16 protein-coding genes are annotated in these 14,672 nt (G+C 63.9%); 9 read left to right on the forward strand and 7 right to left on the reverse strand.

All coding sequences use genetic code 11. The annotated features are described in order from the left end of the window. Window positions 1-289, forward strand: a 289-nt coding sequence (locus EOA78_RS07250; protein WP_127314525.1) for a 2Fe-2S iron-sulfur cluster binding domain-containing protein, incomplete at its 5' end; no start/stop codon positions are given. A gap of 116 nt (window positions 290-405) precedes the next feature. Here the strand turns inward: EOA78_RS07250 and EOA78_RS07255 are convergent. The 5 genes from EOA78_RS07255 to EOA78_RS07275 all read right to left on the reverse strand — a co-directional run bounded on the left by EOA78_RS07255 (window position 406) and on the right by EOA78_RS07275 (window position 5,004). Continuing rightward, window positions 406-1,152 (reverse strand): FAD-binding oxidoreductase, encoded by a 747-nt coding sequence (locus EOA78_RS07255; RefSeq protein WP_127314526.1) that lies wholly within the window; start codon window positions 1,150-1,152, stop codon window positions 406-408. After that, complete coding sequence (locus EOA78_RS07260; protein ID WP_127314527.1) at window positions 1,149-1,760, reverse strand: molybdopterin-dependent oxidoreductase; 612 nt, start codon at window positions 1,758-1,760, stop codon at window positions 1,149-1,151. The genes EOA78_RS07255 and EOA78_RS07260 overlap by 4 nt, the downstream gene beginning before the upstream one ends. Before the next feature lie 425 nt (window positions 1,761-2,185). Then, window positions 2,186-2,911, reverse strand: a complete 726-nt coding sequence (locus EOA78_RS07265) for an MBL fold metallo-hydrolase (protein ID WP_127314528.1) — start codon at window positions 2,909-2,911, stop codon at window positions 2,186-2,188. A 33-nt stretch (window positions 2,912-2,944) separates the two neighbouring features. Beyond that, complete coding sequence (locus EOA78_RS07270; protein ID WP_127314529.1) at window positions 2,945-4,111, reverse strand: diphosphate--fructose-6-phosphate 1-phosphotransferase; 1,167 nt, start codon at window positions 4,109-4,111, stop codon at window positions 2,945-2,947. A gap of 119 nt (window positions 4,112-4,230) precedes the next feature. Next, a complete protein-coding gene (locus EOA78_RS07275; RefSeq protein ID WP_127314530.1) occupies window positions 4,231-5,004 on the reverse strand; it encodes a L,D-transpeptidase in 774 nt (257 codons plus the stop codon). Window positions 5,005-5,210: 206 nt separating this feature from the next. Between EOA78_RS07275 and EOA78_RS07280 the strand changes: the two genes are divergently transcribed. The 3 genes from EOA78_RS07280 (at window position 5,211) to xylB (ending at window position 8,702) form a co-directional block, all read left to right on the forward strand. Continuing rightward, a complete protein-coding gene (locus EOA78_RS07280) occupies window positions 5,211-5,834 on the forward strand; it encodes a LysE family translocator (protein WP_127314531.1) in 624 nt (207 codons plus the stop codon). Between the two features lie 9 nt (window positions 5,835-5,843). Further along, window positions 5,844-7,166, forward strand: a complete 1,323-nt coding sequence (locus tag EOA78_RS07285; RefSeq protein WP_127314532.1) for a tetratricopeptide repeat protein — start codon at window positions 5,844-5,846, stop codon at window positions 7,164-7,166. An 81-nt stretch (window positions 7,167-7,247) separates the two neighbouring features. Further along, window positions 7,248-8,702: a xylulokinase gene (xylB, locus tag EOA78_RS07290; protein ID WP_127314533.1), complete on the forward strand. Its 1,455-nt coding sequence runs from the start codon at window positions 7,248-7,250 to the stop codon at window positions 8,700-8,702. A gap of 35 nt (window positions 8,703-8,737) precedes the next feature. Here xylB and EOA78_RS07295 read toward each other — a convergent pair whose 3' ends face one another. Next, a complete protein-coding gene (locus tag EOA78_RS07295; RefSeq protein ID WP_127314534.1) occupies window positions 8,738-9,100 on the reverse strand; it encodes a nuclear transport factor 2 family protein in 363 nt (120 codons plus the stop codon). Window positions 9,101-9,213: 113 nt separating this feature from the next. On the opposite strand from EOA78_RS07295, the gene xylA reads away from it, so the two are divergent. Both xylA and EOA78_RS07305 read left to right on the forward strand, forming a co-directional pair. After that, complete coding sequence (xylA, locus tag EOA78_RS07300) at window positions 9,214-10,539, forward strand: xylose isomerase (protein ID WP_127314535.1); 1,326 nt, start codon at window positions 9,214-9,216, stop codon at window positions 10,537-10,539. 185 nt (window positions 10,540-10,724) lie between these two features. Next, window positions 10,725-10,934, forward strand: a complete 210-nt coding sequence (locus tag EOA78_RS07305; protein WP_029347507.1) for a hypothetical protein — start codon at window positions 10,725-10,727, stop codon at window positions 10,932-10,934. A 6-nt stretch (window positions 10,935-10,940) separates the two neighbouring features. Here EOA78_RS07305 and EOA78_RS07310 read toward each other — a convergent pair whose 3' ends face one another. Next, window positions 10,941-11,921, reverse strand: a complete 981-nt coding sequence (locus EOA78_RS07310) for a GlxA family transcriptional regulator (protein ID WP_127314536.1) — start codon at window positions 11,919-11,921, stop codon at window positions 10,941-10,943. Between the two features lie 110 nt (window positions 11,922-12,031). On the opposite strand from EOA78_RS07310, the gene EOA78_RS07315 reads away from it, so the two are divergent. From EOA78_RS07315 to EOA78_RS07325, 3 genes are read left to right on the forward strand one after another with little or no spacing between them, the layout of a single operon-like run. Beyond that, window positions 12,032-12,943 (forward strand): 3-keto-5-aminohexanoate cleavage protein, encoded by a 912-nt coding sequence (locus EOA78_RS07315; protein ID WP_127314537.1) that lies wholly within the window; start codon window positions 12,032-12,034, stop codon window positions 12,941-12,943. Window positions 12,944-12,971: 28 nt separating this feature from the next. Then, the gene (locus tag EOA78_RS07320) at window positions 12,972-13,601 is read left to right on the forward strand and encodes an HD domain-containing protein (RefSeq protein WP_127314538.1); all 630 of its coding nucleotides are present in this window, start codon (window positions 12,972-12,974) and stop codon (window positions 13,599-13,601) included. Next, complete coding sequence (locus EOA78_RS07325) at window positions 13,598-14,671, forward strand: carnitine 3-dehydrogenase (protein WP_127314539.1); 1,074 nt, start codon at window positions 13,598-13,600, stop codon at window positions 14,669-14,671. The genes EOA78_RS07320 and EOA78_RS07325 overlap by 4 nt, the downstream gene beginning before the upstream one ends. Window position 14,672 lies beyond the last annotated feature (1 nt).

A 14,672-nucleotide genomic window follows, 5' to 3' on the forward strand; every position in this document is an offset into this window, starting at 1 on the left:
GGGCGGGGTCGAGGCACCTGCCGAGGCCGCAACGCCGATCCGCTTTTCGCTTTCGGATGTCGATGCCGACTGCGTTGCCGGCCAGACCGTGCTGCAGACGGCGCGCGCTTCGGGCGTGCGCATCCCAGCGGCTTGCGAGTTCGGCCTGTGTGGAACCTGCAAGGTGAAAAAGGTCTCGGGCACAGTCGAGATGAGCCACAATGGCGGCATCCTCGATCACGAGATCGATGATGGCTTCATCCTTGCGTGCTGTTCGAAGCCACTGACGGCGCTCGAAATCGACGCCTGACCGGCGAGGCGGCTAAAGCGCGTCGCGTTGGCCGGCCTTATGCGACGCGCTTTACGTTGTCGTTTTCTATGCATGTCGTTATCGCAAAACCGCTGCACACTTTTGCGCGACATGCATTAAACCCCGTAGCGCTCGGTGCGGATGAGGCCTGCCGGAACGCCGGCATCGATCAGCGCCTGAGCGGCGGCCGACACGAAGGCATTCGAGCCGCAGACAAAGGCGAACCTTGGCGGCGCGGGCAGCCGCACCATCGATTGCTCTATCATCGCGGCATCGACCCGCCGCGAATAGTCCGCCGGGCGCCGGGCGGCCTCGCGGGTCAGCGTCAGCACCAGATCGAAGCCGTCCCGACGATCGTGGAAGTCGATCAGCTCGTCGCGAAAGATCAACTCGTCCCAGACCCGTGCGGAAAACACCAGTGCCACGGGCACCGCCGATCTGCGCGCCGCGCGATGGCGGATCATCGCCATCAGCGGAACCACGCCGGACCCGCCGCCGACCAGCAGAAGCGGACCGCCGTCGCCGTCGGACCAGACGAAGTGGCCGCCGAGCGGTCCGCGCAATTCGACCTCGTCGCCAACAGCCGCGATATCGTGGAAGAACGGCGAGACCTCGCCATCATCGAGCCTTTCGATCGCCAGTTCGATCGTCTCGCCGGCTTCCGGCGCCGAGGCGATCGAGTAGGAGCGACCCGCCTGATAACCGTCCGGCGCCGTCAGCCTGACATCGACATGCTGCCCGGCACGATAGGCGAAGGGCCGCGACGGCTCGAGGAAAAAGCTGGTGACGCGCGGCGTGCGCTTTTCGATGCGTCGGATGGTGACGGTCTGCCAGGGCGACTGCGCCGCCGGCCCGTCGCTCATGGATCGCCCGTATAGCGCTGCTCGCGCCACGGGTCGCCATAGATGTGATAGCCGCGCAACTCCCAGAACCCGGGCTCATCGCGCTCGGTGAACTGCAGCCCGTTCAGCCATTTGGCCGATTTCCAGAAATAGAGATGCGGAACCAGCAGCCGCGCCGGGCCGCCATGGTCCGGCGTGATCGGCTTGCCTTCGTAAAGCAGCGCCACCATCGCCTTGCCGGCGGTGAGATCTTTCGTCGGCACGTTGGTGGTGTAGCCGTCGAAGGACAGCGCCAGCGTGAAGGGGCTCAGTGGCTCAATGCCGGCATCCGCCAGAATATCGTCGACCAGCACGCCCTGCCACGCCGTGTCGAACTTGGTCCACGCGGTGACACAATGGATATCGCGCGTCATCTTGGTCAAAGGCAGTGCGTTGAACTCTGTCCAGTTCCACTTCTTGATCGGCCGCGGTCCGTGCTTGAGCGTGAACGACCAGTCCTCGGTGCGCACGCGCGGCGTCGGCCCGGCCGACAGCACCGGGAATCCCTGCTCGAGATACTGCCCCGGCGGGATGCGCGCATCCGCATCCGTAGGGGGCTTTCGTCCTGAAGAGAAGCCGCGGGTGACCATCGAGACAATCCGTTTGCTTGAGGCCGTCTGTCGGCCTTCACCAGTCTTCTCGAAGATGCTCTGTCGGGCAACCAGAATCTTGACGGACGTGTCGAGGGTCGTCTTGCCTGTCTCGCCTGGAGGCAGCCGACCGGATCGACAGCCCCCGCATCTAGGGCGGCGATCGCGGTTACCAGATGATATTACGAAGATTTAATTTATCGGGTCGGTGTCGCCCGCTCGCCAGATGCATGGCTGGAGTCGAACGATGAAGAGGTGTAGCGCCGACCTGAAACAAGAAACCCGCCTGGCGGCGGGTTGTTGGCGCGATCAGCACTATGCGGAAATCGATAACATAATCGCCGGCACAAAGCAAGAACAAATTGCCGACAGGTATCACGAGCTCGCATCTCTTCCCGGCTCTGTCCTGCGGCCATCGAAGCCTCTTATGCGCCGATCCCGTCTGTCCGCCTGAGATAGCCGGTCGCGATCTCGCGCATCCGTTTGGCGTCGAAGCTCGGGCCGTGGCCGCCATGCCCGATGCGGATCGGCAGATCGAGCAGCCGCTGCATCGTCCGGCGATAGGCTGATCGGTCGGAGTCCGGCAGGTCGTCGATCAGCATCGCGTCGTAGATGGCGTCGCCGGCGAAGAACAGGCCGTCGGCCTCGTCGAACAACGCGATCGAATCGGGCGAATGGCCGGGCAGGTGCAGCACGCGGAATTGCTGGTCGCCGAGATCGACCGTGTCGCCCTCGTCAAGTGTTCGCGTCAGCGGCGCCGGCGGAATTTTGTAATCGGCTGCTTTCCAGCCGGGCGCTGGCAGCTTCGAGACGGCGCCGTCGAGATCGTGGAACATGTGGGCGTAGGTGACGGCGTCATCCATGCTGTTGAAATACGCGGCGCTGTGTCTCGGCCCGGCCCGCAGCGGGAATTCGTGCAGCGAGCCGACATGGTCGAGATGGATATGGGTGGCGACGACCAGCAGCGGCTTGCCCGCCGGCGTGTCGATCTCCGGCGCCAGCGGGCGGATGCCCATGCCGGTGTCGACAAGCAGGTCGACGTCGCGGCCGCGAAGATGCCAGATGTTGGCGCGCACGAAATCATGCACGAACGGCTCGGTCAGCATGGTTGTAACGGCGTCGACCTTCGTCTTGCTGAACCAGTCAAGCATCACAAGATATCCGGCATCAGAAGAGGGCCGGCATCAGACGAACGGTTTTCCAACCCTGTATTTTTCCGGAACCAGTCGCTTCAGATAGGCCATGCCTGCATCGGAGAGCTGGTTGACCTCCGGCAGCATGAAATCGTCGGGCATGTGGCGGGTCTTGCCAGCGACGTTTTGCAGCGGCACCTTCTTCAGCACGGTTTTCTTGCCGTCATATTGCAGCGCCACCGAGCCGCCGCCCTGTTCGGCGACAGCGACCGCAAAAACCCCGGCATCGAAGGCTTCCTGCGCATCGACGGCGTTGATGGCGCCAACATAGCCGCGCGGCATGTAGCCGAGCGCATCGACACGCGCCCGCTTGCCCGGCAATCCTTCGGCCAGCGCGCGCTCGAGGGCGGCCGGCAGGTCGCTGCCCGACAGCTTGACGTTGCCATGCGCATCGCGCTCCAGTTTCTCCGGCGGGACAAGGCTTTCGACCAGTGCCTTGCCGTCGGCGGTGCTGACGCCTTCGGACACGGCAACGATGCAGCGCTTGTGGCGGTCGAGCGTGGCGCGCACGTCGTCGATGAAGGCCGCAGCCGAGAACGGCCGCTCCGGCACATAGACGAGATGCGGGCCGCTGTCGGGGTCAAGTTGCCATGCGGCAGCGGCGGCGGTGAGGAAGCCGGCATGCCGCCCCATGACGATGCCGACATAGATACCCGGCAGAGCACGGAAGTCGAGGTCGACCGAGAGGAAGGCGCCGGCGACGAACTCGGCTGCCGAAATGAAGCCGGGCGTGTGGTCGTTCTCCTCGAGATCGTTGTCGATGGTTTTCGGCGCATGGACGAAAGCCATCTTGCCGCCGGCGGCATCGGTCAGGATCTGCTGCGTGCCCGATGTGTCGTTGCCGCCGATATAGATGAACGCGTCGGCGCCGGCCTTCTTCAGACCATTGAGGATGATCTCGCAATAGGCGTCATCCGGCTTGTCGCGCGTCGAGCCAAGTGCGGCGCTCGGCGTTGCCGCAATCAGCCGCAGCCGATCCTCTGGAATGGCTGAGAGATCGACATAGTTGCCGTCACGAATGCCGCGCACGCCATGGATCGAGCCCAGGACCTTAGCGCCGGGATGCCGCTTGCGGATTTCGAGCGCAGCGCCCACCATCGTCTGGTTGATGACGGCGGTCGGACCGCCGCCTTGCGCGATCACAAAAGTTCCGGACATGCTTCACGTCTCCCGAGCAGTGGCTTTGCAGGCACATTCGCCTGTCTTGCAAGATCACGCAACGGGAGAGTCGAGCGGCCGCGCCGGCCCGCTATCAGATCAGACGACAACCGGGAGGGTCAGACGACGACGACCGGGTTCTTCCTGGAGACGCGGCTGTAGAGGTCGATGATGTCCTGGTTGATCAGGCGAACGCACCCCGACGACATCGCCTGGCCGATGCTCCACCATTCGGGCGAGCCGTGGATGCGGTAGCCGGTGTCGTGGCCGTTCTGGTAGATGTAGAGGGCGCGCGCGCCGAGCGGGTTGTCGAGGCCGCCAGGTTGCCCGGCCTGCCATTTCGCCAGTTCCGGCTTGCGGGCGATCATCTCGGCCGGCGGCGTCCAGGTCGGCCATTCCTTGCCGTACTGAATGTTGGCGCGGCCGGACCAGCGGAAGCCTTCCTTGCCGATGCCGACGCCGTAGCGGATCGCGTCACCGCCGGGCTGCACCAGATAGAGCAGCCGCTCCTGCGAATGGACGACGATGGTGCCGGGCTGCTCGCCGGTCGGGTCGACGACGATCTGGCGACGGAACTCCGGCTTGACTTTGAGGTAGGGCACTTCCGGCAGCGTGAAGCCGCCGTCGGTGACGGAGGCATACATCACATCGGGACTGGTGATGTTCTTGTCGACGCTGATGCTTGGGCGGATGGGGGTGATCGCGCCGGTGGTGACGCCGTCGAGTTGCAGCGCCGACAAATCGAGCGTCTGGCTGCAGCCGGCGACGCCGAGCAGCGCCAGTGCACCGGCGCCGGACAACACTGCGCGGCGGGAAAGCTGGATTTCGGAAATATCGATTTCGATTTCGTCGCCATTGTACGGCGGCGTCAGACCTTGCGGCAACTCACGCATCTACCCAAACCCTACGCTGTCGGCGGAAACACGGTCCGGCCGGATAGAGTGCATTTTCACCAATCATGGTTGAAAAAGCGTGAAGACGTCTTGGCCTTCCTTAACCTCCCGGCCCGAGCCGTCGCGCCGCACATTTTCGATGCTGCCCCTTTACATCTTTGCGAGCCCAAGGATTTATCCTTTTCTTTGAGCTCAAGGAGACGAACATGCCCTTCGAAAACTGGGCCGCCTTTGCCGCCGCCTCGACGATCCTTCTTGTCATTCCCGGCCCGACCATCCTTCTGGTCGTGTCCTATGCTCTCGGCCAGGGCTGGCGCACCGCGCTGCCGATGGCGGTCGGCGTGGCGCTCGGCGACTTCACGGCGATGACGCTGTCGATGCTGGGCATCGGCGCGCTGCTGGCGGCGTCGGCCACCGTATTCACGCTGCTTAAGGTGATCGGCGCCGGTTATCTGATCTATCTCGGCGTAAAGCTGTTTCGCGCCGGTGGCACGCTCAAGGCCGAGCCGCGCCTAGACGCGGTGTCGTCGGCCAAGATGATGGCGCATGCCTGGCTGGTCACCGCGCTCAACCCGAAAAGCATCACCTTCTTCGTCGCCTTCCTGCCGCAGTTTCTCGACCGGCACGCCGACTTCTGGACGCAGATGCTGATCTTCGAAACGACCTTCCTGGCGCTCGCCTTCGCCAATGCCTTCGGCTACGCGTTGATCGCGGCAAGGGCGCGCAACGTCGTGCGTAATCCCCTGGCGATCCGCATCTTCAACCGCACCGGCGGCACGCTGCTGGTCGGCGCCGGCATCGCGACGGTGGCGATGCGCTCGGGCAATTGAGGACATGACATGCCAGTCAGGGACGCATTCGGCCTGACATTTTCGGGTGCAACCGAGGCCGGGTTCTCGTCCTACAGCCAGGCTGTCCGCGAACTGCAATGCTTCATCGGCGATCCGGTCGGCTCGGTCGATCGCGCCATCGCCGAGGATCCCGACTTGGTCATGGCGCATGTGTTCAAGGGCTATCTCTTCGGCCTCGCCACCGAGCGTGAGGCGACAGCCGTGGCCAGGACTTGCTATGAGGCGTCGCTGCCGCTTGCGGCGACGCCGCGTGAGCAGGCGCATGTCGCTGCGCTCGGCCGTCTTGCCGCAGGACGCTGGCATGAAGCCGCCCGTCTGCTCGAGGATATCGCCATCGAGTTTCCGCTCGATGCGCTGGCGCTGCAGACCGGGCACCAGATCGATTTCTTCACCGGCAATGCCCGCATGCTGCGCGACCGCATCGGCCGCGCGCTGCCGTCGTGGCAAAGCGGCATGCCAGGCTACCACGCCATACTCGGCATGCAGGCGTTCGGCCTGGAGGAAATGGGCGACTTTGCGCGCGCCGAAAGGCTTGGCCGCATGGCAGTCGACATCGAGCCGCGCGACGGCTGGGCACAGCACGCCGTCGCCCATGTCATGGAAATGCAGAGCCGGCAAAAGGACGGCATCGCTTGGATGCGAGCCAACCCCGAAGCGTGGACAAAGGAAAGCTTTCTGCAAGTGCACAATTGGTGGCATCTGGCGCTGTTTCACTACGATCTCGGCGAGACCGAACAGGTGCTGGCGCTCTATGACGGGCCGATCTACGGCGAGCGCTCGACGCTGGCGCTCAACATGGTCGACGCTTCGGCGATCCTGTGGCGGCTGCATCTCGGCGGCGTCGATGTCGGCGCCCGCTGGGCGGCGCTCGCCGCCAACTGGGCCAAGGCCAGCGCCGGCAATTATGCCTTCAACGATGCCCACGCGATGATGGCCTTCGTCGGCGCCGGCCAAGAAGCGCCGGTTCGCGCCTTGCTCGAGGCGCAGAGCGAGGCCATGCACGGCAACGACGACAACGCCGCCTTCACCCGCGACGTCGGCCATCCCTTGACGCTCGCCATCAAAGCATTCGGCGACGGCAACTACATCGAGACGGTGCGCCTGGTCCGGCCAATCCGGGCGATCGCTCACCGGTTCGGCGGCAGCCACGCGCAACGCGACATCATCGACCTGACGCTGATCGAAGCGGCGTTGCGTTCCGGCGATCATGCGCTGGCGAGTGCGCTTGCCGCGGAACGCGCGCTGGCACGGCCGGACAGTCCGCTCTCGGCGCTGTTCTCGCGGCGGGCCGCCGATTTGTCGGAGAATTGACCGGAGGCGGATCTTGTCTTAAAAACTGCGAAGTCAGATTTTTTCGAGATCCGAAAAAATTAATGGCAGTGGGAGGACACCATGTATCTCGGCCTCGATCTTGGCACGTCGGGCGTCAAGGCGCTTTTAATCGACGCCGGGCAGAGCGTCATCGGCTCCGGCCATGCGTCGCTCGACGTTTCGCGGCCGCATCCCGGCTGGTCGGAGCAGAACCCCGCCGACTGGATCCGCGCCTGCGAGGAGGCGATCGCCGAGCTGAAGGCCTCCCATCCGGGGCAGCTCGCTGCCATCAGAGGCATCGGCCTCTCCGGCCAGATGCACGGCGCTACATTGCTCGATGCCGGCGACCAGGTGCTGCGCCCCTGCATCCTGTGGAACGACACGCGCAGCCATGCCGAGGCGGCCAAGCTCGACGCCGATCCGCGCTTTCGCAATCTGACCGGCAACATTGTCTTCCCCGGTTTCACCGCGCCAAAGCTGGTCTGGGTGAAAAACAACGAGCCGGATGTTTTCGCGAAAGTGGCAAAGGTCTTGCTGCCGAAGGATTTCCTGCGGCTCTGGCTCACCGGCGAACATATTTCGGAGATGTCGGACTCGGCAGGCACGTCCTGGCTCGATGTCGGCAAGCGAGGCTGGTCATCCGACCTGCTTTCCGCCACGTCGCTCGACGAGAAGCAGATGCCGTCACTGGTCGAAGGCACTGAGAAGGCCGGCGCCCTGCGCAGCGAACTGGCCTCGAAATGGGGAATGCAGGCCGGCATCCCGATCGCCGGCGGCGCCGGCGACAATGCGGCGTCAGCCTGCGGCATGGGCACGGTCGCCGCCGGCCAGGCCTTCGTCTCGCTTGGCACGTCAGGCGTGCTGTTTGCCGCCAACGCCGCCTATCTGCCAAACCCGGAAAGCGCGGTGCATACGTTCTGCCACGCGCTGCCCGACACCTGGCACCAGATGGGCGTCATCCTGTCGGCAACCGATTCGCTCAATTGGCTGTCGGAGATATCGGGGAAAGGCGCTGGCGAGCTGACCGCCGAACTCGGCGATAGGCTGAAAGCGCCGACCGGCGTGTCCTTCCTGCCCTATCTCTCCGGCGAGCGTACGCCGCACAATGACTCGGCCATCCGCGGCGCGTTCACCGGGCTTGCGCATGAATCGAGCCGCGCTGTGCTGACCCGGGCGGTAGTCGAAGGTGTGGCTTTCGCCTTCCGCGACAGTCTCGAGGCCCTGGCCACGTCCGGCACGACGCTGACGCGGGTGACGGCGATCGGCGGCGGCTCGCGCTCGCGCTACTGGCTGAAGGCAATCGCCACCGCGCTCGGCCTGCCCGTCGACATCCCGGCCGATGGCGATTTCGGCGCTGCCTTCGGTGCGGCGCGACTCGGCATGATCGCGGCGGCGGGCGCCGATCCGCTCAGAGTGTGCACGGCGCCGGCCACCGATGCCACCATCGAACCGGTCGCCGCACTAAGCAATGCCTATGCGGATGCCTATCAACGCTACCGCTTGCTTTACCCAGCCATCAAGGCCGCCACGGCGTGAGTGGTTTCCCACCCCCGCCGAGGCCTGAGATGACGTCACTGTGCCGGAACCTTGTCGAGAAAGCCGGTGACGCTTTTCAGGCGGCCATTCTCGATGACGCCGATGTCGGTGCCTTCGATGACGGAATCCGTGCCTTCCGGCCCGAGATTCCACGAGAAGCGGATCGTGTCGCCAAATCCGTCCGGCTTGCCCTTCAGCGAAAACCGGAAGCCGGCAAAACGCTGCTGGACGCCTTCGATCAGTGCGGCGACGCCGTCATGGCCGTCGCCCTGCATGATCGGATCGCGGTAGCTGACGTCCTCGGTGAGGGCCGCCTTGAGCAAGGCTTGCCGGCGCACGGCGTCGCTCTCGTTCCAGGCAGTGATGTAGTTTTCGGCGATCGTGTTGAGGTCGGTCATGGTCTGTCTCCTTTGTTGAGTGGCTTTGACCTGACCGTTTTCATCCAACGCCAACGCGAAACCAATTACGCCTGAGGTAATCAGGACAGAACCATGCGAGAGGACAGACAATCATGACCAGCGGCTTTTTCGGCGACATCCAGAAGATCAAATACGAGGGGCCGGATTCGACCAATCCGCTGGCCTACCGGTTCTACAATCCCGACGAGATTGTCGCCGGCAAGCGGCTGGAAGACCATCTGCGGTTTGCCGTCGCCTACTGGCATTCGTTCGCCTGGCCGGGCGGCGATCCGTTCGGCGGCCAGACTTTTGAGCGGCCGTGGTTTGCCAAGGCCGGCGGCACCGACACGATGGCGCTGGCCAAGCTCAAGGCCGATATCGCGTTTGAGATGTTTGCGCTGCTCGGTGCCCCGTACTTCTGCTTCCACGATGCCGATGTGCGGCCGGAAGGAAAAGATTTTTCCGAAAGTGCCGCGCGCCTCGATGAGATCGCCGATTACTTTGCGGCGAAGATGAAGCAGACTGGGGTCAAGCTGCTTTGGGGCACGGCCAACCTGTTCTCCAACCGCCGCTTCATGTCGGGTGCCGCCACCAATCCCGACCCGGATGTCTTTGCCTACGCGGCAGCGACGGTGAAACACTGCATCGATGTCACCAAGCGGCTGAAGGGCGAGAACTATGTGCTGTGGGGCGGCCGCGAGGGCTATGAGACGCTGCTCAACACCGACCTTGCCCGCGAACAGGAACAGGCCGGCCGCTTCCTCAACCTGGTCGTCGATTACAAGCACCGCATCGGCTTCAAGGGCACCATCCTGATCGAGCCGAAGCCGCAGGAGCCGACAAAACACCAGTACGACTATGACGTCGCCACGGTCTACGGTTTCCTGAAACGCTTCGGGCTGGAGAAGGAGGTCAAGCTCAACATCGAGCAGGGCCATGCGATCCTGGCCGGCCATTCCTTCGAGCATGAACTGGCGCTGGCCAGTGCGCTCGGCATCTTTGGCTCGATCGACATGAACCGCAACGACTACCAGTCGGGCTGGGACACCGACCAGTTCCCCAACAATGTGCCGGAGATGGCGCTGGCCTATTACCAGGTCTTGCAGGCCGGCGGCTTCAAGTCCGGCGGCACCAATTTCGACGCCAAGTTGCGGCGCCAGTCGCTCGACCCGCAGGATCTGCTGATTGGCCATATCGGCGGCATGGATTGCTGCGCACGCGGCCTCAAGGCCGCCGCGCGCATGGTCGAGGACAAGGCGCTGTCGGGACCGCTGGCCGAGCGCTATGCCGGCTGGAACTCGGCCGAGGCCAAGGCGATGCTCGCCGGCAAGCGGACGCTGGAGGAGATCACCGAACGCGTCGTCAAGAAGAAGATCGAGCCGCAGCCCAGATCCGGCCGCCAGGAACTGCTCGAGAATGTCGTCAACCGGTACGTCTGAGGTGTCGCACCGGCGGGTCTCTTGCCGATCCGCCGGCGCGAAACAGCTTTGCGCGAGGGCGGAACCGACGACAAGGTTTTGCCTCGCACCGCCCCTCAATCGCCTCGCTCTTGCCTTCAAACAGCCGTCACGAATCTCGTATAGTGTGGTTTGTGGCGGGAACGGAAAGAAGGAGGCGAAACGATATGCAGCACGAACGCGAAATCGACGCCCTGCTCTCATCTGGAGAGGCCGGATCGATCATCGACCGGCTGATGGCGCTGCCGCATCCGAAGCACGGTGCGCGCAGTGCAAACGAATGGGATCGCGCGGTCGCCAGCCGCTTTGAGACCCATCTTGCGAGACAGATGCGCTCGCACATCGACGGCAAAAGCGACCGCCAGGACGCTGCCTAATCCCGACTATCCCCTACGCAGCCTGACCGGCGCTTCGCCGAAAGCTCTTGAAAACGCCCTGGAAAATGCCGCGGCGGACGAGAACCCTGTCCGCCCGGCAATATCGGCCATGGCCACGCGCGTGTCGACCACCAGCCGGCGCGCGGCACCCAGCCGCAGCCTGAGATAATAGGCGCCCGGCGTCTCGCCGATCGACTTGCGAAAGATGCTTTCCAGCGTTCTTGCCGTCACCCCGGCGCGCTTTGCCACAGCAGCGATGGTCAAGGGTTGGTCGACATGGGCTTCCATCAGCCGGATGGCTTGCGCCAGCCGCGGATCGTAGCCGTCGAGGCGGCCGAGCGAGACCAGCGGCTGCGCGTCGGTCGCGGCGCGCGCCTGATCGTAGATGAAGACACTTGCCACATCGAGCGCGACGGCCATACCGAGCCGCGTGCGGATCAGATGCAGCATCAGGTCGAAGGTCGGCGAAGCACCGCCCGAGGTGAAGACCGGCCCGTCGATGACGTAGCGGTCGGGGCGGACATCGACGCCGGGAAAGGCCGACGAGAAATCTTCCATGTCCTCCCAATGCGTGGTGGCGCTGCGCCCTTCCAGCAGGCCGGCGCGGGCGACCAGCCAGGTGCCGGCTTCGACACCGCCGCAGGCGCGTGCGGCGCGCGCCGCCCGGCGCAGGCCGGCAAGCAGGGCCGACGTGGCATAGTTCTGCGTGCCGAAACCGGCAACGACGACGAGCACATCGGCCGTGTCCGCCGCATCGAAGCGGCCGCTGACCGCAACCGGCAGGCCGCACGTGGTGACCGGTGCTTCGCCGGTCACCGAAACCAGCCTGAAATCGAACAGCGTCTCGCCGGCAATACGGTTGGCGGCGCGCAGCGGATCGACCGCCGATGCCACGCACATGATCGACGACCCGGAAAATATCAGAAGCGTTACCTTGAGCGGCGAGCGTTCGGCGCGAAAGATCGAAGGCTTTTCGTTTTTAATCATGCGATCTTCGTAAAACGCAAAACAGTTTCCGGCAAGTCAGGCATTGTTGCCGTCTGTTCGATCAGGCCCATGTTTGATTGGGCCGTCTGTGCTGGTTGGGAGGAAAGTCCATGCCGCTAACGATGAACCGTGAGGTTTTCATTACCTGTGCCGTGACCGGGTCCGGCAGCTCGCAGGACCGTAGTCCGCATGTGCCGCGTTCGCCCAAGCAGATTGCCGATTCAGCCATCGATGCGGCAAAGGCGGGTGCGGCGATCGTCCACTGCCATGTGCGCGACCCCGAAACCGGCAAGCCACGGCGCGACGTGCAGCTCTATCGCGAAGTAACCGAGCGCATCCGTGCTGCAGATGTCGACGTGGTGCTGAACCTGACCGCCGGCATGGGCGGCGACATGGTGTTCGGTTCGCCGGAAAATCCGCTGCCGCTCAACGAGAAAGGCACCGATATGGGCGGCGCGACCAACCGCGTGGAACATGTGCGCCAGTGCCTGCCGGAAATCTGCACGCTCGACTGCGGGACGATGAATTTCGCCGAAGCCGACTATGTCATGACCAATACGCCCGGCATGCTGCGCGCCATGGGCGGCATCATGACGGCGCTCGGCGTCAAGCCGGAGATCGAGGCCTTCGACACCGGGCATCTCTGGTTTGCCAAGCAGCTTGTCGAGGAAAAGGTGCTGGATCCGGATGCTCTCGTGCAATTGTGCATGGGCGTGCCATGGGGCGCGCCCGATGATCTCAACACCTTCATGGCGATGGTGAACAATGTGCCGTCGAGCTGGAATTGGTCGGCGTTTTCCATCGGCCGCAACCAGATGGCCTATGCCGCCGCCGCGGTGCTGGCCGGCGGCAATGTTCGCGTCGGGCTCGAGGACAATCTCTGGCTCGACAAGGGCGTGCTGGCGACCAACGCGCAGCTGGTCGAGCGGGCGGTCAGCATCGTGTCGAACATGGGCGCAAGGGTCATCGGCCCGGAAGAAGTGCGCAAGAAGCTCAATCTGACGAAGCGCGCGCCGCTTTGAACAGGGAATCGGTAGGGAGGAGCCGCCGATGAAGACCGTGAAATTCACCGCCATGAAGGACGGCGACCGCGACGACTACGCCTTCCTCACCGAGCACGAGATCGACTATGCGGCGAAGACCGGCGAACGGCTGCTTGATGCGCTTGTCCAGCTCGACGAGGGCCTGTCCGGCTATAAGATCACCCGGCTCGGCCATTCGCTGCAGGCGGCGACGCGCGCATGGCGCGACGGCGCCGACACCGACTGGATCGCCTGCGCGCTGCTGCACGACATCGGCGACATCTACGCACCCTACAATCACGACGAATATGCAGCTTCGATCCTAAAACCTTTCGTGCGCGAGCAGTGCACCTGGGTGGTGGAAAAGCACGGTGACTTCCAGCGCCTCTATTACGCCCACCATCTCGGCGGCGATCCCCATGCGCGCGACCGTTTCGCAGGCCATCACTATTTCGACGATTGCGACCAGTTCTGCGAGCGCTGGGACCAGTCGAGCTTCGATCCGGATTACGACACGTTGCCGATCGATTTCTTCCGGCCCTTCGTGCTCGAAGTGTTTGCGCGCAGGGCCTATGACCCCACCGTGATCCGCGCCGGCGAGCGCGTGCCTCTCATCGACCTGGAAATAGCCAGGACAAGAACCGGAGCCTCCGCATGAGCATCATCACCAAGGCGGCTGCCATAGGCGGCGGCGTCATCGGCGCCGGCTGGGTGGCGCGGCTGCTCTTGAACGGCATCGACGTGTCGATTTTCGATCCCGACCCCGAAGCAGCGCGCAAGGTCGGCGAAGTGATGAAAGGCGCGCGCCGCGCCTACAAGCAGATGCTGCCCGACGGCCTGCCCAAGGAAGGCAAACTGACCTTTGCCAAGACCATCGCCGACGCCGTCGCCGATGCCGATTTCATCCAGGAAAGCGTACCTGAACGGCTCGACCTGAAACATCGCGTGCTGGCCGAGATCGACCTTTATGCGCCGGCCAACGCCATCGTCGGCTCCTCGACCTCCGGCATCAAGCCGACCGACATGCAGGTGGCGATGAAGAAGCATCCGGAGCGGCTGGTCGTCGGCCATCCGTTCAACCCGGTCTACCTCCTGCCGCTGGTCGAGATCGTCGGCGGCGAACAGACCTTTCCCGAGGCGATCGAAGTCGCCAAGGAGATGTACGCCTCGATCGGCATGAAGCCGGTGGTGATCCGCAAGGAGATCGAGGCGTTTGTCGGCGACCGCCTGCTGGAGGCGGCATGGCGCGAGGCGCTGTGGCTGATCAAGGACGGTATCTGCACGGTCGAGGAACTCGACGACATCATGCGCTATGGCTTCGGCCTGCGCTGGGCGCAGATGGGCATGTTCCAGGTCTACCGCGTCGCCGGCGGCGAAGCCGGCATGCGCCACTTCATGGCGCAGTTCGGACCGTGCCTGAAATGGCCATGGACCAAGCTGATGGATGTGCCGGAGTTCAACGACGAACTGGTCGAGCTCATCGCCACCCAGTCGGACGACCAGGCGCATGGCCTGTCGATCCGTGAGCTCGAAAAGATCCGCGACGACAATCTGGTCGCGATCATGGAGGCGCTGTCGAAACAGAACAAGGGCAAGGGCTGGGGCGCCGGCGCCTTGCACAAGGACTATACCAAGCAGCTCGCCAAGCTCGCGGCGAAGAAGCCCACCGCTTCCAAGGCGGCCGAAAAAGCCAAGGCTGAAAAGCCGAAGAAAAAGAAGAAAGGCTAAT

The organism is Mesorhizobium sp. M5C.F.Cr.IN.023.01.1.1 (assembly GCF_003997585.1).
Classification (GTDB): Bacteria; Pseudomonadota; Alphaproteobacteria; order Rhizobiales; family Rhizobiaceae; genus Mesorhizobium; species Mesorhizobium wenxiniae.